Origin of the sequence: Rhizobium sp. Leaf321, assembly GCF_001423215.1 — a bacterium.
In the GTDB taxonomy this organism is placed as follows: domain Bacteria; phylum Pseudomonadota; class Alphaproteobacteria; order Rhizobiales; family Rhizobiaceae; genus Neorhizobium; species Neorhizobium soli.
On record NZ_LMOF01000008.1, the window covers coordinates 634,220 to 651,539 of the forward strand.

General features: G+C 57.1%; 21 protein-coding genes and 1 tRNA gene. 11 read left to right on the forward strand and 11 right to left on the reverse strand.

All coding sequences use genetic code 11. The features are described 5' to 3' along the window. Positions 1–634: 634 nt before the first annotated feature. From ASF70_RS20075 to ASF70_RS20090, 4 genes are all read left to right on the forward strand, one after another. On the forward strand, positions 635–1,366 hold the full coding sequence (locus tag ASF70_RS20075) for a peptidoglycan recognition family protein (RefSeq protein WP_062582303.1): 732 nt from the start codon (positions 635–637) through the stop codon (positions 1,364–1,366). 19 nt (positions 1,367–1,385) lie between these two features. Continuing rightward, the gene (locus ASF70_RS20080; RefSeq protein ID WP_062582306.1) at positions 1,386–1,610 is read left to right on the forward strand and encodes a hypothetical protein; all 225 of its coding nucleotides are present in this window, start codon (positions 1,386–1,388) and stop codon (positions 1,608–1,610) included. A gap of 137 nt (positions 1,611–1,747) precedes the next feature. Then, positions 1,748–2,071: a hypothetical protein gene (locus tag ASF70_RS20085; protein ID WP_062582307.1), complete on the forward strand. Its 324-nt coding sequence runs from the start codon at positions 1,748–1,750 to the stop codon at positions 2,069–2,071. 603 nt (positions 2,072–2,674) lie between these two features. Beyond that, positions 2,675–3,286, forward strand: a complete 612-nt coding sequence (locus ASF70_RS20090; RefSeq protein WP_082471994.1) for a hypothetical protein — start codon at positions 2,675–2,677, stop codon at positions 3,284–3,286. A gap of 211 nt (positions 3,287–3,497) precedes the next feature. Here the strand turns inward: ASF70_RS20090 and ASF70_RS20095 are convergent, their stop codons facing one another. Continuing rightward, positions 3,498–3,695 (reverse strand): hypothetical protein, encoded by a 198-nt coding sequence (locus ASF70_RS20095; RefSeq protein WP_062582309.1) that lies wholly within the window; start codon positions 3,693–3,695, stop codon positions 3,498–3,500. A 412-nt stretch (positions 3,696–4,107) separates the two neighbouring features. Between ASF70_RS20095 and ASF70_RS20100 the strand changes: the two genes are divergently transcribed. Then, positions 4,108–4,824: a hypothetical protein gene (locus ASF70_RS20100; protein WP_062582310.1), complete on the forward strand. Its 717-nt coding sequence runs from the start codon at positions 4,108–4,110 to the stop codon at positions 4,822–4,824. A 453-nt stretch (positions 4,825–5,277) separates the two neighbouring features. Here the strand turns inward: ASF70_RS20100 and ASF70_RS20105 are convergent, their stop codons facing one another. The 7 genes from ASF70_RS20105 to cpdR1 all read right to left on the reverse strand — a co-directional run bounded on the left by ASF70_RS20105 (position 5,278) and on the right by cpdR1 (position 9,354). Continuing rightward, positions 5,278–6,258, reverse strand: coding sequence for a hypothetical protein (locus ASF70_RS20105; protein ID WP_062582311.1), 981 nt, complete (start codon positions 6,256–6,258; stop codon positions 5,278–5,280). After that, entirely contained in the window at positions 6,248–6,601 is a 354-nt protein-coding gene (locus ASF70_RS20110; protein ID WP_062582312.1) for a MazG nucleotide pyrophosphohydrolase domain-containing protein, read from the reverse strand. Before ASF70_RS20110 ends, ASF70_RS20105 begins: the two co-directional genes overlap by 11 nt. After that, positions 6,601–7,374: a hypothetical protein gene (locus tag ASF70_RS20115; protein ID WP_062582314.1), complete on the reverse strand. Its 774-nt coding sequence runs from the start codon at positions 7,372–7,374 to the stop codon at positions 6,601–6,603. The genes ASF70_RS20110 and ASF70_RS20115 overlap by 1 nt, the downstream gene beginning before the upstream one ends. A 149-nt stretch (positions 7,375–7,523) precedes the next feature. Beyond that, on the reverse strand, positions 7,524–8,009 hold the full coding sequence (locus ASF70_RS24080) for a hypothetical protein (RefSeq protein WP_156461892.1): 486 nt from the start codon (positions 8,007–8,009) through the stop codon (positions 7,524–7,526). A 69-nt stretch (positions 8,010–8,078) separates the two neighbouring features. Beyond that, entirely contained in the window at positions 8,079–8,294 is a 216-nt protein-coding gene (locus tag ASF70_RS20125) for a hypothetical protein (protein ID WP_062582318.1), read from the reverse strand. A gap of 525 nt (positions 8,295–8,819) precedes the next feature. Beyond that, a tRNA-Val gene (locus ASF70_RS20130) sits at positions 8,820–8,894 on the reverse strand. A gap of 97 nt (positions 8,895–8,991) precedes the next feature. Continuing rightward, the gene (gene cpdR1, locus ASF70_RS20135; RefSeq protein WP_062460988.1) at positions 8,992–9,354 is read right to left on the reverse strand and encodes a response regulator CpdR1; all 363 of its coding nucleotides are present in this window, start codon (positions 9,352–9,354) and stop codon (positions 8,992–8,994) included. A gap of 180 nt (positions 9,355–9,534) precedes the next feature. On the opposite strand from cpdR1, the gene ASF70_RS20140 reads away from it, so the two are divergent. Together ASF70_RS20140 and hisN are read left to right on the forward strand one after the other, a co-directional pair. Beyond that, positions 9,535–10,422, forward strand: coding sequence for an N-formylglutamate amidohydrolase (locus ASF70_RS20140; RefSeq protein WP_062582320.1), 888 nt, complete (start codon positions 9,535–9,537; stop codon positions 10,420–10,422). Between the two features lie 373 nt (positions 10,423–10,795). Continuing rightward, the gene (gene hisN, locus ASF70_RS20145) at positions 10,796–11,572 is read left to right on the forward strand and encodes a histidinol-phosphatase (RefSeq protein WP_062460982.1); all 777 of its coding nucleotides are present in this window, start codon (positions 10,796–10,798) and stop codon (positions 11,570–11,572) included. Between the two features lie 6 nt (positions 11,573–11,578). Here hisN and ASF70_RS20150 read toward each other — a convergent pair whose 3' ends face one another. Continuing rightward, positions 11,579–12,568, reverse strand: a complete 990-nt coding sequence (locus ASF70_RS20150) for an alpha/beta hydrolase (protein WP_062582322.1) — start codon at positions 12,566–12,568, stop codon at positions 11,579–11,581. 291 nt (positions 12,569–12,859) lie between these two features. Between ASF70_RS20150 and ASF70_RS20155 the strand changes: the two genes are divergently transcribed. From ASF70_RS20155 to mazF, 3 genes are all read left to right on the forward strand, one after another. Further along, positions 12,860–13,342, forward strand: a complete 483-nt coding sequence (locus ASF70_RS20155; protein ID WP_062460976.1) for an Hsp20 family protein — start codon at positions 12,860–12,862, stop codon at positions 13,340–13,342. A 167-nt stretch (positions 13,343–13,509) separates the two neighbouring features. After that, on the forward strand, positions 13,510–13,752 hold the full coding sequence (locus ASF70_RS20160; protein WP_062582324.1) for an AbrB/MazE/SpoVT family DNA-binding domain-containing protein: 243 nt from the start codon (positions 13,510–13,512) through the stop codon (positions 13,750–13,752). After that, the gene (mazF, locus tag ASF70_RS20165) at positions 13,749–14,084 is read left to right on the forward strand and encodes an endoribonuclease MazF (RefSeq protein ID WP_062582325.1); all 336 of its coding nucleotides are present in this window, start codon (positions 13,749–13,751) and stop codon (positions 14,082–14,084) included. Before ASF70_RS20160 ends, mazF begins: the two co-directional genes overlap by 4 nt. Before the next feature lie 16 nt (positions 14,085–14,100). Here mazF and ASF70_RS20170 read toward each other — a convergent pair whose 3' ends face one another. Continuing rightward, positions 14,101–15,102: a bile acid:sodium symporter family protein gene (locus ASF70_RS20170; protein WP_062582327.1), complete on the reverse strand. Its 1,002-nt coding sequence runs from the start codon at positions 15,100–15,102 to the stop codon at positions 14,101–14,103. 97 nt (positions 15,103–15,199) lie between these two features. On the opposite strand from ASF70_RS20170, the gene ASF70_RS20175 reads away from it, so the two are divergent. Then, entirely contained in the window at positions 15,200–16,057 is an 858-nt protein-coding gene (locus ASF70_RS20175) for a LysR family transcriptional regulator (RefSeq protein WP_062582329.1), read from the forward strand. Positions 16,058–16,060: 3 nt separating this feature from the next. Here ASF70_RS20175 and ASF70_RS20180 read toward each other — a convergent pair whose 3' ends face one another. Then, positions 16,061–17,113: a low specificity L-threonine aldolase gene (locus ASF70_RS20180; RefSeq protein ID WP_062582331.1), complete on the reverse strand. Its 1,053-nt coding sequence runs from the start codon at positions 17,111–17,113 to the stop codon at positions 16,061–16,063. Positions 17,114–17,320: the final 207 nt, after the last annotated feature.

The window sequence follows — 17,320 nt, forward strand, 5'->3', positions numbered from 1 at the left end:
TGCTGCCTGCTGTACATGTTCACTCTGCTCGCTTCCGTCGAGGCTGGGGAGAGTGCTGCGCCAACGATACCAGAATTCATCGGCGGCATGCCGGAAATCGCGTGGCCGGCGTAGGTCGCTACGTGGGAGAGGTGAGGCTCGGCGCTCACTGTAGGGAACCGGAGACCCAACGCCGAGCCTCTGCCGTGGTGGGCATCAAGGAAGACGGCCACGGCATCACAGAAGCTAGCGCGTGAAAACTCTTTGGCCAGATGCGGTTTCTACTTAGGAGACCCGGCGCCCGCTGTACGCGAGGTCCACCGCGCCGGGCCTCCGCCGCGGGAGGGGGTCCTTTAGGGAAGGCAACCGCGACGCATTAATTTGTAGCTGATCATCAGACGAGCACAACGGCCAGATCTAGCCGCCCATCCTCGTTGGTCACCAGTACGCAAGGAAGTCCATTGCGACTAAGCCCATCGCAAGGAACGCGGCCAACACTGCGAATACCGTTGAAAATTTGTCCATCGAAACCTCCGCTCATCTTCGAAAGCACGACGGCGCTTCCGGTTCCTGCCTGATGGCGCGCAGCGTTACCGCCTTCTGAAGATCCAAAGCGACCGCTCCGAAACGGCGCAACCTCAAAGGAAAATCTGACATGAACCCGTCTCTGCAGAAAACGCAGAAGCGCTTGCTGATGCTTGGCTTCTTGCTCCCCAAATATGGTGCCGACGGCGGCTACGGCAAAGAGGCCGACGATGCGTTTAACGCTGCGCTCGACCAGCTGGAGAGGCTTCGCACCCTTGCCGACGCGCCGGCCACGTCGCTGCCGCCTCCGGTACCCACGACATCGATTGACATTAAAGACAGGGTCATCCCTGCCGCCTGGATGCCGGATGCCAAGATCACTGGAATCGTCTTCCACTGGACGGCCGGTCAGAACAAGGCGAGCGATCCCGACCGTTCGCATTACCATCTCCTGATCGAGAGCGACGGCAAGCATGTCCGAGGCGCCCCCTCTATCGACCTGAATAGCCTGCCGAAGGCGAAGGCCGGCTACGCAGCTCACACGCTGAACTGCAACACCGGGTTCATCGGTGTGTCGCTCTGCGGCATGGCTGGCGCCATCGAGAACCCCTTCAGCGCCGGCAAGCAGCCGATCACGCGCGTTCAGTGGGACGAACTGGCAAACGTCTTGGGGCAGCTGTGCAATCGATACAGCATCAAGGTCAGCCGCAAGACAGTCCTCAGCCATGCCGAAGTCCAGACGAACCTAGGCATCAAGCAGAAAGGCAAGTGGGACATCGCCCGCCTGCCGTTCGACACCTCCATCCAAGGCGCGGCCGCGATCGGCGACCAGATGCGCGCCATGGTGCAGTCCAAGCTTTAACCCCCGAAAGGAAAGTCGCATGTCCCAGTACAGCAAGCTCATCGGCGCGCTTATCGGCAATCTCGTTGCTATCCTGCTCGCCTATATCGCAACAAAATGGACCAGCGTTGCCGAGTGCGCTCTCGTCGACCAGGTGCAGACCTGCACCGCCTTCGGCTTCAGCCAGGCGCAGATCACGGCGGGCCTGATGACGGCGATTAACGCCGCCTTCGTCTACGCTTTCCCAGCCAACAAGCCGGCATGACCTAGCTGAATGCCCTTCAGTTCGCCAGACATATGGGCGCGGCGGCCTGAGGGGCTTCGAAATGTTGCAGAATTCTTTTCGCTCGCTAGAATTACACATAGCTGCTTCTATACGTTTCTCAACAAAGGAGAGCGGCAATGGCAGAGGCTAACGGTTTTACTTTAGAAATGAGACGGGGTGCATTTCCTGTAGAGTTTGATGGCAGCGGGAGATCGGCAGAAGTCATCGTAACGCCCACGTCGGAAATTCGACTAGACAACCGTCAAGAGATGTTTGACTTCGCTCAGTCGGTTTTTGAGCAAGCAAAAGGCGACGCCTGTAAGATTGATTTCGCCGGAAACGCTATCCATCTGACGATCAACTATAATTTCGCGATGGATGAACAGGAAGAATTAGAAGCGCTTATCGAGGGGGCTTTCCCCGGCAGTAAAATCATCTTCAGGAATCTAGGTTGGGCTTGAGTCCGTAGGGACATTTTTTATAACATCAGGGGCAACAGCTGCTCCAGATGTCCATACAGACTGCTTTACAAGCTTCTGCTTGGTGCGCGCCACTTGGTTGTCAGTGATAAATGTCTTGCGCAACTAAAGCAGTGCTCTTGGAGCCTATTTCTTCGGCCGCGAGCACTCTGCGGGTGTTCTGGAGGGGTCGGTCCAGATAATGCAGAGACGGCCGGTAGTGGTGTCTAACGCCTGAATGCCTCCCTCAAACTGCCGAACGACTGCCCAGTTATCTGCCGTCCGGTAGAAGTCCAAACTCCGTGCAAACCGCCCGACCGCAGTAATCGATACCGTGGTGACGACCACTGTAAGGCCGATTAACGGAACCAGGACGAGTAACGTCAGGATGTATAGGTCGACACGTTTCAACTGGGAACTCCTCTAGATGAATTGCCGGTAAAGACTAAAGCAATGCTGGCACGTCTGCATGTGGCCATAGTCTGAAACAAGCGAAATAGCGAACTTTGACTGCCAACAATCACTTCAGAAATAACTACGCTGCGCCGCCCTTCGGGGCGGTTTTTTTATTGGAAGGGCTCCGGGACCATGACAGGGAGAAACGACATGCCAAGCGGCGGCTTTGATCCAGAAGCGAAATATGCGCAGCTTGGCGAGCGTGTCGAGAACCAATCGCGCCAGATCGGCGACCTCGACAACCGGATGGGCAAGGGCTTTTCCGAGATCGCCTCGCAGATCCGCTCGCTAGTTGATGACATTCGCGGTGGCTCGAAAACGCAGTGGCCGATCATCATCGGCTTTTGTTCAGTGACGATCACTGTGCTTGGCGGGCTGGGCTTCATGGCGCTGCAGCCAATAAAGGACAACATCACCACCATGCGCGAGGATATGCGCATGCGATCGCTTGAGACGAAGGACAGCCTATCGACGATCGTCGCCGGCATGGTCACGCAGAAGGAAATGGAGTGGCGCACGGCTCGTGGACAAGAGGATCGCCAGCGAACCGAAGCCGCTATCAAGGAGCTTCGGGAAGGGCTGGTGCCGCGAGACGAGCACGCTCGTGTGTGGGCCAACTACGATCAGCGCTTCCAAGATCAGCAGCGCCAAGTCGACGAACTCAAGCAGGCGCAGGGAAGCGTCTACGGCGCCCGCGACGTGATCATGGATCTCAGGCAGCGGCTTGATCGCGTCGAGCGGCAGAAGGTCGGCGAGCCCTAGCGCAAACGGCAAAACATTCCTCGACAATCAACGCCGGCGGAAACCCGAGTGCCAGCCGAATCCAAACTTGGGTGGCGAAACGGTACATAAGGATTTCTCTAGGACCGCGCTCCCTTTGGAAACGCAGTTGAAGCGATGGTCATGCCGAAAACAGGCCGTGCAATTCCAGGACGTAAAAAGGGCGACCGCTAGGCCGCCCCCGGTATTGCTCTTAGTGTGTCGTCGGAAAATCCGGAGGCAACGTATCGGCAGGCGGGATGTCGGGAAACAACTTGCCCGCCATAACGTCTGCAATACGGCCGAAATTCAAACCCGGATAATAGCCGGAGATCCACGAGTAGGGAATCCGGTTCATACGAGCCAACTTAATTACCGGAACGATGTCCGGCGTAACCTTGCGGTCGTGCATATCCTTTCCTTTCTAGAAAGGCTGCGACCGAATAACGGTTGACGAGATTCAATGAATGAATCATGGTCATATCGCTCACGATAACCGTCACTCGGTCATTGTTCCTGATCTGAAACCATTTTCAGATCACTTTTGAAGCGAGGCATTCACGCCTCGGCTCGTGCCGCCCTATGGCGACTGCTGAAACTAGCCGGGTGGTCTAGACCCGTTAGATCAGGAAGCGGTCGTTATAGGGCGCCTCCATTTGCTCTCCAAGTTTTCACAATTGCCAAGGATGCAACCTCGGCGACTCGTATTTGCGCACATCTCCAACAGATAAGCAATCATCAAAAGCGTTTGCTGCGATCTTATTGCTTTATTTGATTGCTTAATCTATAGGTTATGGAGAAGCAATCTAGAGGAGACAGCGATCGTGACGCAAAAGCAAAGTCCTGCATACCCAAATTTTTCGCTAGAAAAAGCAATCGACCTGGCTAGGCAAATATTCGAAAAAGATAGGAAAAACCCAATCGATCGAGATGTGGCTGCGCGGCATATAGGATACGGTGGCACGAGCGGCGCCGCTGACAAAACATTGGCAACTCTTGCTCATTACGGGCTCGTTGAACGAGCAGGTAAGGGTCAGCTTCGCGTCACGCAGACTTTAGTGGATATAATTTTTCCGGATAGCGAACACGACAAGCGTGCAGCCCTGAAGGAGGCCGGTTTTTCACCAAGCGTGTTCAATGTTATTAGATCTAGATTTAGCGATGGCACACCCTCAGAGGCGGCGTTGAGAGGATGGCTTGTACGTGAGAACTTTTTAGATCGAGCTATAGGTCCCGTTGCAAAAGCCTATCTCGATACTGTCCGATACCTAGAGCAATCTAAAGCGTTCGAAAGTGGTAGCGACGATTCCGATTTCGATGCAAGTCCTGATGAATCGATCACGAGACCGGAGACAAATCAGGTGCATAGTACAAATTTCCATCCGACGCCCCCCGCCATCGCAGCGCCAGCGATGGAACTAAATATAATCAACGCTGAGATCAGTGGCGACACTGTGAAGGTGACGGCCCTTCTAGACAGGGAGGGGTTGGAAAAACTTGAGAAAAAAATTGCTTTCCTCAAAGACTTTCTGTCGGTCTAAGCGTGGCTCTTCTAATTTCCGTACGAGAAGATGGGATTCGGCCATCGCCATGGCACAATTGACATAGTGGATCCAGGCGTCAATTTCTCGCCCGGAACGGAGCGTGTTAGAGGTCTAAGCACACTTTGCTTGCGAGACATGCCGAGCCAGTTAAGGCCAAGTCAATAGTCCAGTGACACGCTGCCTTGCGTTTGTTAGCAATTCTGCGAGCTTCCCAAGCCGAGTATGGCATCGGTTGCAAACCGCTCACCCGACGATGTCGGTGGTGTTGCACCCGTGGCGGCCACTTCTTCAACGAATGAGGGAACGTCTCGAGTTTTTATCCGGAGCACGGGGATCTGCCTTACCCATGAACGACATCGCCTACGGGCAGCATGGCCGACTAGCAGAACTGCCGGTAAACTTACGGCTGGTCGCGGTGCGAGTTTCTGAAGGTAGGCCAGGCCGATGGGCTTATGTTGGGGATGATTTCCACTCCCCGCAGGTCAGGTGCGCTTTGCCTCTTGAGTAGTAGTGACACTTGTTGTGGTTTGCGCAGCCGTTCTGAGTAGTTAGGAGGAAATTAGGGTTAGCAATAAGATCTCGGCAGAGTCCCGGGTGCATGTTCGAAGGAAGATCTCCCAAACTATCCATCTTTAGGCGGCCTGAAAAGATGAAGTTGCGGTTTAGATGTCGGCTAGCGACTTGACGGCTCTGCGACATCCTCGAGGCTAGAAAGTCGGGCGTCGTTGGGTAGATCAAACGTTTATCAACGTTGTAGAAGCCTGACGATAGATCAACGAAATCGAAGGGAAGCGCTGCTACTTCGTCTTGGAATTCAACCGCTCCGGCATTATCGAAGCTTTCATCACCTGTCTTCATTGAGATCCGTATTGACGTCTCTATACCCTCGCGGCGGAGGTAGACGGCAAGCGAGCTTAGTCCATCGAGTACGAAATCAGCGAGGGGATTTATGCGGCGGTCGATCAAAAGACTTAGCAGATACCCATGAGCAGCATGAAGCTGCACATGTCTGAATCCATGTTCCAAAGCCTTACGTGCCGCAGATCTGAAGGAATCTATTACCTCCGATAATTCGTGTCGACCCTTGCTCGCCATTAGTGCGCGGGCTTGTTGAATAGTGGTGTTTGGTGCCGAAGTTACGAATTTCCTCGCGCCGACATACCCATCCCAAGCTGAAGCAAGCTGGATGCCCGGTCTTGCTCCTCCGTATGCGATTCCTCTCGCAAGCTCACCCCAAACGAGGTCATCAGTTATTGTCGGCGTTGATGCATTGCTTCCGTAACCACCCGGCACGACCACGTTGCCGACGATCGAACAGTAGAGTTCGTGAGAGCTGCGGCTCTCATAGAAATCCAGAAACCGCCGGTCAGGCAGCCCATTCGTTATGAAGCCAGTGTTCACGGCTACAAAGAATGTCAGTCTATCGCTCAAGGTGCTTATACCGTTCCTGATTGATTGCCATCTTTCGCAAAATCTCACTTTCAAGATTTCCGTCCAAGATGGAAATCAGGCGGAATACGTAGATGGAAATGTCAGCGAGTTCTGAGCGTAGCTGTGGTGTAGCCTCACTGAGGCTTACACCATTGTATCCGGGATTTGAGATCGCGAGCCCGACCTTCTTCAAGCTATCAGCGAATTCACCAACCTCACTGGTGAGGCCAACTAAATCTCGCAAGAGTTGATCGAGTCGCTCTGCATCCGTGCCAAACTTGACTGGGAATCCACGCCTTTCATCGGCATTGATCTGACTGTCTATCAGGTCCGTAAGTTGCATTAACGATTTCTCCGACTTGAGTTAATGAAAATTGACGCGATGCCAATGATGGCGCTCGAAGCAAGGTTACCTACTATTCCCCAAAACTGGTCGAGTAGTTGTCCCTGCACGAGGAAGAGGAAAACCGCATTTAACGCGATCGCGATAAAAACTGCCACCAACATGATGGCCAATGTATTCTCTAGCCTTTCTATCGCAGTCCGTGTTGCCGACGGAAGCAAAGCCAGAGATTCTTGCCTCTCTGATTCTACACGGCTGTCTCCGCTAACCTCCGAATATTCTTTTTGAAGGTGTGCCTTGATGGGCCAGATGCCTGCTTGGAAACCATGCTGGCCGTGGTAAGGACGATCGGCATTGCCAGATAGTTGCGTAAAGTCCGCCTTCGCGATTGGCTCTCCCTGTGGGAGGACAATATACTTATCGCTAATGTTCTGGGTGACGATGCCTAGGTTGCCAGCGAAACCTGGATCCGCGTAGGTCGAGACGGGACTAAGACCAATGCTGAACAATGCGCCTTTACTGATGATACGAACAAGGAGATTTGGTGGGACATTAAGCTCCTCCGCCGTGATTAAAACCACGCGATGACCAGGCTTGATCAGCGCGTGCTCGCCTTCAGAAAGAGCGAATCGTTTCCCGCCTTCGGTCAGGTCGTAGTAGACGCTTCCCATCCGCAATTCGTAGCACGCACCAGCGAGGCCACGGGGATTGGAATTTGTTATGAGCCCTCGATCTCTGATCGCAGCGTCGATATCTCGGTCGTTCAGTGTCATGTTTTTGTCAGTCCCTCTCGAGTCAGCGCTAGCTTAAATAAAGTCGCATGGAAAAGGCGAGTAGTACGCTCAGAACCGGTTTTCTCGGCCTGCCGCTCGTCGAAAAGGATAACCTCATCAAGCTGACGGATGATGTCTTGATTCTTGTTTTAGGGACTCGGCACAGGGTTTCGCTCTCTTGGCTTGTAATCCAGCTCTGGTGGGCGAGGGCTGGGTGCTGCTGTTATTTGTGCGCTTCCATCCGGCAAAGTCTCGAGGAGCACTAAGCCCGCAGCACCATCTCCCAAATATAAGCCCTTGCGCCCATCTGGTGAGGTCGTTTCCATGCCGAAAGGAACCTCGTGGGCTCGTAGAGTTCCAGTAAGAACAGACTTAGGCAGCGTACCGCTTTCGACCCATTTTTCGAATTCATCCGGAGGGATTTTAATTCCGGAATATTCCGCAAGTGCTCTAAGAGCAAATCTTCTACCGGGACCAGATGTATCTTGCCTTTCGCCGGACAGGATATTCAGAGAAACTCTGACCATCTCAATATCGAGTTCACGATCCTTACTTAGGTAACCAAATGAGGCGGCCCCCACCGTCGCCAAACTCCCGCAGACAGCCCCCACGAGCGCGATGAAAAATTCCTTCATGCTCCACCTCACCTCATACGGGTCAAAGGTGACAGGATTTGCTAGTGCGTCAAGGCCACGTGTCGACCGCTAGCGTCGTCGATTTGTATCTGCCAGCGTTTGAGTCAGCCCGCCTTCGGTTTCTTCCTCGCGAGTCTGCCTCGGTCCAATCGTCTGAGCGGGCTGAAACGGCATCACGCGTACGATGATCCCATCGCGTTCCAGCTCGACAGCTACGCCTTCTTCGTTTGCGACCTGGGCCATGCGTTTGAGTTCTGCAATCGATGCGATGGTTCTTCTCGTCATCCGACATCAGTCTCCCTCTGTCACCGTCGCGACTTCATTTCCTGAGCGGCTCGGATCTTGAGAAGTCGCTCATATCCGGATTGCGGGTCCGGTTTGATTGGCGCCGGGTCGATTCAAGCAGACGCACGACATCGCCCTGGGTTAGAACCATTCGGTTGTCGAGCACTCTGAGGGCGCCGATCGCGCGCGCCTTCTACCTCAACTTGCGAGCAGACCATCGGCAGTCTTCAGTAACCTTCTCGGGGTTGAAGACCCTCGCTGAACCCTCTGCCTCATCATCGATCAGAAGCCTCCCGAACCGCGGCCTACAGGTTCAGTGAACCTGTAGGGGCACTATGTGCGCAAGTGATTCGTCGACTGCGCCAGTTCGAAAGCGAGATGGCTTTTCAGCACCGAAATGGGTGAGGGGAGCGCAGAGAGTTCTTCCGTAAAATCAATGGCCGCCGCCGGTGGCAAGGTAAGGGATTTGGGGATCGCCTAGAAACCAAAAAGCCCTGTCGAAACAGGGCCTTTTAGAGGATCGGATGGTGGGCGTAACAGGGATTGAACCTGTGACCCCTACGATGTCAACGTAGTGCTCTCCCGCTGAGCTATACGCCCATCCGATGGGCGGCTTAAGACCACAGAAACCGATGTGCCGTCAATAGGCTTTTTCCGGTTTTGTGAAGTCTTTTTGACAGCCGCCGGAAAACCGGGCTTACGCGGCCAGAAGCTTGTTCACTTCGTCCACAAGATCGCGCAGGTGGAAGGGCTTGGAGAGAACCTTTGCATCCTTCGGGGCCTTCGAATCAGAATTCAGAGCGACGGCGGCAAACCCTGTGATGAACATGACCTTGAGATCGGGGTCGAGTTCGGTCGCGCGGCGGGCGAGCTCGATGCCGTCCATCTCGGGCATGACGATGTCGGTCAGGAGCAGCGAGAAAGGCTCTTCGCGGAGCCGGTCGTAGGCGCTGGCGCCGTTGTCGAAGGAAATGACCTTGTAGCCCGCCTTTTCCAACGCTTTCACCAGGAACCGGCGCATGTCGTTGTCATCTTCGGCGAGAAGGATTTTTGGAAGCATCTCGGGGACCGCTATCTGTCTATGAGTCGTGGCTGTATGGCCGTCTACACTCTCAATTGACGGTAAACATCCGTTTAATAAGAGCCGAAGCAGCCTTGGTGGGATTACATAGTATGGACTTCCCGCCGGGCAACTGGCAACATACCTCATCCGACTTGTTCATGACATGGTAAAAACGGAATGGATTTCAACGCCGGCGATCCTGAGCATTTCGAAGTAAGGGAACCCGCCAGGCAAACCATTCCCTTCGTGTACAACTCTCCCCATAGCGGCCGGTGCTACCCGGAAAGCTTTCTTGCCGACAGCAATCTCGACTCGATGGCGATTCGCCGTTCGGCAGATCATTATGTCGACGATCTCTTCGCCGATGCGCCGGAACTTGGCGCGCCCTTGCTGGCCGCCCATTTCCCCAGGGCCTATCTCGACGTCAATCGCGAGCCGTTCGAACTCGATCCGCGTATGTTCGATGGTCCGTTGCCGCCTTACGCCAATATCGGATCGATGCGCGTTGCCGGTGGCCTCGGCACCATTCCGCGCATCGTCGCCGAGAACATGGATATCTACCGGCGCAAGCTTTCGGTGGCGGAGGGCCTGTCCCGGATCGAGGCAATCTACAAGCCATACCATGCCTGCCTGCGCCGGCTGATCGCGGCCACGCATGCCCGGTTCGGCATCTGCGTGCTGATTGATTGTCACTCGATGCCTGGCAATATCCGGCTTTCGGGTTCGAACGTGAAGCCCGACTTCATCATCGGCGATCGCTACGGCACAAGCGCGTCTGCCGAGCTTTCGCGCGCGGCGCTCAGCTTCCTGAGCGAGATGGGTTTTGCCGCCGTGCGCAACAAACCCTATGCTGGCGGGTTCATCACCGAACATTACGGCCGGCCCGTGCGCGGCCTGCACGCGCTGCAGATCGAGATCAACCGCGGGCTTTACGTGGATGAGGGGACGCTTTCGAAGCGGCCGGAATTCGATGCGATCGCCGCCGCACTCTCGCTGTTCATGCGCCAGATGGCCGACTTCGTCGCTGATTTCTCGGCCGGCGATACCGCGCTCGCCGCGGAATAGTATCCCCGCATCAGGCTGACTTCGATCGCCGAGGTAGCCGACTCCCTGACAGAACTCAATGCCGCAGCATGCAGACATCTGCGTGCTCATCGAGCGATATCCTTCCATCCCTGTATTTGGACAAAAAAAACCGCGCTTACAGCGCGGCTAAGTCTAGGGAGGAAACACCCAAGGAGGGTATTTACAGTCAAAGACTGTATGAAGACGCTACGTCCGTTATGCACATTTGTCAATCAATTATTTGACGTGATGAAAATTGCATCATTATTTGGCGAAGTGATCACGTTTTGGTCAGTCGAAGAACGGTTCAGGCCTTTCTAAGCGTCAAGACCTGCTTTAGAACGGGGGCAGCTTTTCTGGGACGGAGTTGTTGATGCTGCCTGATCGCGCCTTTTTCGATACGCTCGCCGATGCCGCCCGCGAGCAGACGCTGCCGCGCTTCCGCACCGGTGTCTCCGTCGTCAACAAGCTGGCCGGCGGTTTCGATCCGGTGACCGAGGGCGACAGGGCGGCGGAAACCGCCATCCGGGCCCTGATCGAGGCGCGGTTTCCCGAACACGGTATCCTGGGCGAAGAGCATGGAAATGTCGGGCTCGACCGCGAGCATGTCTGGGTCATCGATCCGATCGACGGGACGCGGGCCTTTATCTCAGGCGTGCCGCTGTGGGGCACGTTGATCGGCTTGCAGTCGAATGGTCGCGCCACGATGGGCATGATGGACCAGCCGTTTACTGGCGAACGTTATTTTGCCGATGGCAAGGTCGCAACCTATCGCGGCCCGGGTGGTGAGGCCGTTCTTGCCGTGCGTGACTGCGGACAGCTGTCCGATGCGGTTCTCTTCACCACGTCACCGCATATTTTCGAGGGCGAGGATCTGGCCCTTTACCGCTCGATCGAAGAGAAGGTGCGGCTGTTCCGTTATGGCTGCGATTGCTACGCCTATTGCCTTCTGGCGGGCGGTCATATCGACCTCGTGGTTGAGAACAATCTTCAGCCCTATGATGTCGGTGCGCTGATCCCGATCATCGAGCAGGCCGGCGGCATCATCACCGACTGGGACGGTGGCCGGCCGGAGAACGGCGGCAATATCATCGCCGCCGGTTCGCGTAGCGTGCACGCCGAAGCGCTTGCGCTGCTGGCGCGCCGATAAGACGGGTCAGGCCGCGGTTTCGCTGAGGTCTATGCCGCCATCGAGACCGGGCATGAAGGCCTCGAGCGCCGCCATCACCTGGGCCCGGTAGATATTCTTTTCCTGCAGCAGCTCATGGCGGCCGCCGGTGATGGTGATGAGCTGTGCCGCCCGGAAATTGCGCGAGAGTTCCTCCTGGGCCGAATAGGGCACGACGCCATCAAGGACAGGCGCGATGATCAGCGTCGGAATGGTGATCCGTGTCAGATGCGCCTGCGACGAGACGCGCCGGCCTGCGCGAAGGGTCTCGTGAACCCAGCCGGCCGTCGGTGCGCCGACTGTCAGTTCCGGATAGGCGGCGTAGAGGCCGAGATTTCGCTCGAAGCGGGTGCGATCGCCGGTCAGGCCGTTTCGTTCGAAGGGTATGAAGCGCTTGTCTCCGCCAAGCTGGATCTTGCCGAACCCGGTCCAGCGCATGACCGTCGAAAGCGGCCAGACGATGCGTTCCGGCAGGGCCTGGCCCTGAAAGCCGATATAGGGCGACAGCAGCGCCATGCGGCTGATCCGGTTGGCGAGTTTCGGCGCCGACGAAAGGGCGATCAGCGCGCCGGTGGAATGGGCGATCAGAAAAAACGGCAGGCGCGCATCCGGAAGCACGATCTGCTCGAGAAAGATGTCGAGGTCTTTCTGGTAGTCGGAGAAATGTCTGACATGGCCTTTTTTCGGATGCCGCGTCTCGCGGTCGGAACCGCCCTGGCCGCGCAGATCGTAGGTCGCGACCCACAGGCCCATCGCGTTGAGCTCGCGGATAGTCTCGAAATATTTCTCGATGAACTCATTGCGCCCCTGCAGCAGCACGATCGTGCCGCGGGCTGGTGAGACCGGTGAGCGGAAAAGCGCGTAACGCAGCTTCGTGCCGCGGTGACCGGTGAAATGGCCAGCGGTGTAATCGGCCGGCGCCGGGTTTTCCGGCGTCGATCGCAACAGGGTCTGTGAGGCGTGGGGCGTGTCAGTCATGCCGACAGGCTCAAGCGATCCGGGCCGCCACGTCAAGTGAAATCATCTGAAATGGTGGATGCGGATAGAGGCGAGGCCGGAGCGGAGAACTCTGACCTGTCGGCCTATAACCAGGAAGCCGAGCCCGTCACGGGATGAATTTCCCCAATGAAAAAACCTCTTGAATGACGGAAAATCAATTCCCATCTTTCCTCTGCAGGCGCCGAAAGGGCCTGCAGAACGGGGTCTTCATCGCCAGAACGGGGTGAGACGCCAAACCTAAACCGCAACGTCGCTTCAATGGAGGACTTTATGCGTCACGTCGATTTTTCCCCCCTGTACCGCTCCACCGTCGGTTTCGACCGTCTCTTCAATCTACTTGACAATCGCAACCTTGGCGATCAGGCGCAGAGCTATCCGCCCTACAATATCGAGCGGACCGGCGACAACACCTATCGCATCACGATGGCTGTCGCGGGATTTGACGAGAAGGAACTCTCGATCGAATTCCAGGCCCATTCGCTGACCGTGAAGGGCGAGAAGAGCGATGACGAAGCCGGTGCCGAGACCGAATATCTCTACCGCGGCATCGCCAAGCGCGCCTTCGAGCGCCGCTTCCAGCTCGCCGATCACGTGGAAGTCGAAACCGCTTCGCTGAAGAATGGTCTCTTGCACATCGATCTGGTGCGCAACATTCCGGAAGCGCTCAAGCCACGCCGTATCTCGATTGCGGCCGATGCGTCCGACAGCGTCAAGACGATCGAAGCGCAGATCGCTCCGCAGCAGGTCAACTGACCCGCCACGGAGAGTAATGACAGCCCAATGACCTCCAGTCACGGGTAGCATACAGACGCCTCTTCCCACGCCGGGAGGGGGCGTTTTGGTTGGCATTGACCGGGTTTGCCGGGCGGCCTACCGTATCGACATTATCTCAGCCTGATCTTCAACGTGAGGGAGTGCCGATGCGTGTTACTGTCAAGAAATCGGGCGACAGCGCTTCTGTTCGCATTCCGGCAGCCGTCATGGAAGCGGCAAACCTCAAGCCGGATTCCGTCGTCGAAGTATCCGAAGAAAACGGCCGTATCGTTATCCAGGCTGTTACCGAACTGGACACAACGCTAGACCACCTTGTTGCCGGTATGAACGCCGACAATCTGCATGACGAGGCCGACTTTGGTGCGCCGGTCGGCAGAGAAGCGTTGTGAACGCTCAGTCCAACGTTCCCGATGCCGGCGACATCCTCTGGCTTGATTTCTCGCCGCAGTCCGGACACGAGCAAGCGGGGCGGCGGCCTGCAGTCGTCCTTAGTCCCGCAAGCTACAATCGTTTCGGACTGATGCTCTGCTGCCCGATGACGACGAAGGTGAAAGGGTATCCATTCGAGGTCGTTCTGAAGGACGACAAAGGATGCGTCCTTGCAGATCAGGTAAAAAGCCTCGACTGGCGCTCACGCCGCGCCGAACGCAAGAGCCGTGTTTCAGCCTCTGAGCTTCAGGAAATCAGGGCCAAAGCTTCGGCCCTGATTGGCACACCTTAAGGTCTGCACGCCGGTTTCAGGCTGCGGCGACCTTGGCGAGGGCTTCTTCCTTGGCCCTGGCGCGATCGGCGTATTTCTGGGCGATCGCGGCGCAGGCCATCAGCTGGATCTGATGGAACAGCATGATCGGCAGGACGATGGCGCCGATCGAGGCCGACTGGCCGGAGAAGATGGCGTTGGCCATCGGTACGCCGCTTGCCAGCGATTTCTTGGAGCCGCAGAAGGTGATGGTGATCTCGTCTTCCTTCTTGAAGCCGAGCAGTCTGCTGCCGAACATGGTGATGCAGATGACGACGGTCAGAAGCAGCATGTCGATGACGACGACTGCGGCGATGTCGCTCACCGAAAACCTGCTCCAGATCCCTTCGATGACCGCTTCCGAGAAGGCGAGGTAGACGACCATCAGGATCGAGCCGCGGTCGACGGGCGAGAGGATCTTCTTCTTGGAGCGGATCCAGTTGCCGATCCACGGCTGCAGGATCTGGCCGGCGATGAACGGTGCCAGAAGCTGAAGACCGATCTTCTGGATGGCATCGGTCGAAACGCCGGCGTCGCCAGTCGTCGACAGAAGCAGGCCGACCAGAAGCGGGGTCAGGAACATGCCGAGGATGTTGGAGCCGGATGCCGCGACGATCGCCGCCGGCACGTTGCCGCCCGCCATCGAGGTAAAGGCGATCGACGACTGCACGGTGGACGGCAGCACGCAGAGGAAGAGGATGCCCATGTAAAGCGGTGCCGGCAGGATGTCTTCTGGAACGAACCCGATCATGAGCCCAAGGATCGGGAAGATCGCGAACGTCGTCAAAAGAATCGTCAGATGCAGGCGCCAGTGCAGGACGCCTGCGACCACCACATCCCGCGACAGGCGCGCGCCATGCAGAAAGAAAAGCAGGCCGATGGCGATGTCGGTCGCCACCCCGAACCATTCCGCCCATACACCCTGGATCGGCAGGAAGGAGGCGAGGATGACGGTGCAGACGAGCATGACGGTGAAGCGATCCGGCAGGTAGCGGCGCATGGAAAATCCTTCGACGATTTCATTGTTTGTCGAGGCTGTCTTCGCTTATCATGAATTTGAATGCAAACACTAACAGCTATCGCGAAGTCGGATAACCATGCTCAACCTGCATCACCTGAACAGTTTTCTCGTGCTGGAGCAGACGGGAAGTTTTACCGATACGGCGGCACGGCTGGGGCTCGGGCAGTCGACCGTTACCCAGCATATCCAGCGGTTGGAAAAGTCGCTCGGGCGTCAGCTCGTTTCGCGGGATACGCACCACGTGCGGCTGACGACGGAAGGGGAGGCGCTGCTGGGCTATGCGCGCGGAATGCTGGATCTCAACAGCAAGGTGTCCTCGTTGTTCGGCGAAAGCCGGCTGCGTGGCAGGTTGCGGCTCGGCGTTTCCGAGGATGTGGTTGCGAGCCGGCTGACCGGCATTCTCGAAGATTTTATTCGTCTGCATCCACTGGTCGATCTGGAGCTGACCGTGGCGCTGTCGGCCGTGCTCAATCAGATGCAGGACGCGGGCGATCTCGATCTGGTTCTCGCCAAACGGCATGTGGGGGAAACCCATGGGCGTCTGCTCTACCGCGAGCCGCTTGTGTGGCTGGCGCGGGATCCGGAGCGCATGATCGACCGGACCGATGCTCTGCCGCTGATCGCCTTCCCGTCGCCCTCGATCACGCGGCGGGTGGCGCAAGAGGCGCTGGATGGAGCCGGTATGTCCTGGCGGATCGTCTGCACCTGCGGCAGTCTCAGCGGTCTGACGGCTGCGGCGCGGGCGGGAATGGGCGTGCTCGTGCAGCCGCGCAGCATGGCGCCCGAAGGCCTCAAGGAGATCACCGGGGACCGTTTGCCAACGCTGCAGGATGTCGAGTTCGTGCTGATTTCCAGGCGCGGCGCAGATGCCGCGCTGGTCGAGGCCCTGTCCAACCTGATTACGGCGCAGATTGCGCCGCAAAAGCAGGGCTGACGATCAGGCGGAAGCACAGATCGACAGGAACTGGTCGACGTCTTCTTCCGTGGTCGCAAACGATGTGACCATGCGGATGAGCACTTCGTCTGCCTTGACCTTTTCCGGAATGTCGCGGGGTGCCGGCCAGTTGTAGAAGCGTGCGCCCTGTTCTTCGGCGGCCTTGGCGGAGGCTTTCGGCAGGATGGCGAACACTTCGTTCGATGTCGTCGGCCAGGCAAGCCTTGCGCTGTTGAGCGCGCCGAAGCCGGTGCGCAGGCGATCGGCCATGGTGTTGGCATGGCCGGCGAGACCCATCCACAGGTCGTCCTTCAGATAGGCGTCGAACTGGGCTGCGATAAAGCGCGATTTCGAAAACAGCTGTGCGCTGCGCTTGCGCAGGAATGCGAAATCCTTGGCGAGATCAGGATTGAAGAACACGATCGCCTCGGCGCACCAGCAGCCGTTCTTGGTGCCGCCGAAGGACAGCACGTCGACGCCGCGCTTCCAGGTCATCTCGGCGGGCGAGCAATCAAGCGCGACCAGAGCATTGGCGAAGCGGGCCCCGTCCATGTGCAGCGGCAGACCGTTGTCCTTGGCGATCTTTGCGATCGCGTCGATTTCTTCGAGCGTATAGATCGTGCCGACTTCTGTTGCCTGCGTCATGGTGATGGCGGCGGCGCGGCCGTGGTGAATGGCGTCTTGCGGGTAGCGTGAGATGCGCTCCACAAGGTTTTCCGGCAGCATTTTGCCGGCCGGGCCCTCGACCGCGACCATGCGCATGCCCGAGAAGAAGTCGGGTGCTCCGCACTCGTCCTCGATCACATGCGCTTCGGAATGACAAAAGGTGAGGCCGCCGGGGCGGGCGACGCTGGCAAGCGCTAGCGAATTGGCTGCCGTGCCGGTCGCGACAAAGAAGACGGCGACGTCGCGTTCAAACATCTCGTTGAAGCGAGCCTCGATCGAGCGGTCTAGCTCGCTGTTGCCGTAGGCCGCGGCAAAGCGGGTGGATTCCTTCGACAAGCGTTCATTGATTGCGGGATGGGCGCCAGCCCAGTTGTCCGAGGCGAAGAACATGACGTTACCTTGCAAGCGATGTGGGATAAGATGCGGGGCTTTGAGCGAGGCGGACCATAAGCCTTTTGGACCGTTGATCAATCCGGAAACATGCCGAATGAGCGGTGTCTGCTCGTGCCGCGTAATCAAAGCCGAGTTCTGTCATTCGCGGCGCAAGATTATTTCAAGCTGGCATCGCAACCAGTAATCAACTGTCGTTTAGCCTTA

What these genes read in the sequence shown, in the direction of transcription:
- hisN (WP_062460982.1), top strand. Translation starts at nt 10,796, where the DNA reads ATGCTGCCTGATCGCGCCTTTTTCGATACGCTCGCCGATGCCGCCCGC.
- ASF70_RS20090 (WP_082471994.1), top strand. Translation starts at nt 2,675, where the DNA reads ATGCCAAGCGGCGGCTTTGATCCAGAAGCGAAATATGCGCAGCTTGGC.
- ASF70_RS20080 (WP_062582306.1), top strand. Translation starts at nt 1,386, where the DNA reads ATGTCCCAGTACAGCAAGCTCATCGGCGCGCTTATCGGCAATCTCGTT.
- ASF70_RS20075 (WP_062582303.1), top strand. Translation starts at nt 635, where the DNA reads ATGAACCCGTCTCTGCAGAAAACGCAGAAGCGCTTGCTGATGCTTGGC.
- ASF70_RS20155 (WP_062460976.1), top strand. Translation starts at nt 12,860, where the DNA reads ATGCGTCACGTCGATTTTTCCCCCCTGTACCGCTCCACCGTCGGTTTC.
- ASF70_RS24080 (WP_156461892.1), bottom strand. Translation starts at nt 8,009, where the DNA reads ATGAAGGAATTTTTCATCGCGCTCGTGGGGGCTGTCTGCGGGAGTTTG.
- ASF70_RS20175 (WP_062582329.1), top strand. Translation starts at nt 15,200, where the DNA reads ATGCTCAACCTGCATCACCTGAACAGTTTTCTCGTGCTGGAGCAGACG.
- ASF70_RS20110 (WP_062582312.1), bottom strand. Translation starts at nt 6,601, where the DNA reads ATGCAACTTACGGACCTGATAGACAGTCAGATCAATGCCGATGAAAGG.
- ASF70_RS20150 (WP_062582322.1), bottom strand. Translation starts at nt 12,568, where the DNA reads ATGACTGACACGCCCCACGCCTCACAGACCCTGTTGCGATCGACGCCG.
- cpdR1 (WP_062460988.1), bottom strand. Translation starts at nt 9,354, where the DNA reads ATGCTTCCAAAAATCCTTCTCGCCGAAGATGACAACGACATGCGCCGG.
- ASF70_RS20140 (WP_062582320.1), top strand. Translation starts at nt 9,535, where the DNA reads ATGGATTTCAACGCCGGCGATCCTGAGCATTTCGAAGTAAGGGAACCC.
- ASF70_RS20095 (WP_062582309.1), bottom strand. Translation starts at nt 3,695, where the DNA reads ATGCACGACCGCAAGGTTACGCCGGACATCGTTCCGGTAATTAAGTTG.
- ASF70_RS20115 (WP_062582314.1), bottom strand. Translation starts at nt 7,374, where the DNA reads ATGACACTGAACGACCGAGATATCGACGCTGCGATCAGAGATCGAGGG.
- ASF70_RS20085 (WP_062582307.1), top strand. Translation starts at nt 1,748, where the DNA reads ATGGCAGAGGCTAACGGTTTTACTTTAGAAATGAGACGGGGTGCATTT.
- ASF70_RS20170 (WP_062582327.1), bottom strand. Translation starts at nt 15,102, where the DNA reads ATGCGCCGCTACCTGCCGGATCGCTTCACCGTCATGCTCGTCTGCACC.
- ASF70_RS20125 (WP_062582318.1), bottom strand. Translation starts at nt 8,294, where the DNA reads ATGACGAGAAGAACCATCGCATCGATTGCAGAACTCAAACGCATGGCC.
- ASF70_RS20160 (WP_062582324.1), top strand. Translation starts at nt 13,510, where the DNA reads ATGCGTGTTACTGTCAAGAAATCGGGCGACAGCGCTTCTGTTCGCATT.
- ASF70_RS20180 (WP_062582331.1), bottom strand. Translation starts at nt 17,113, where the DNA reads ATGTTCTTCGCCTCGGACAACTGGGCTGGCGCCCATCCCGCAATCAAT.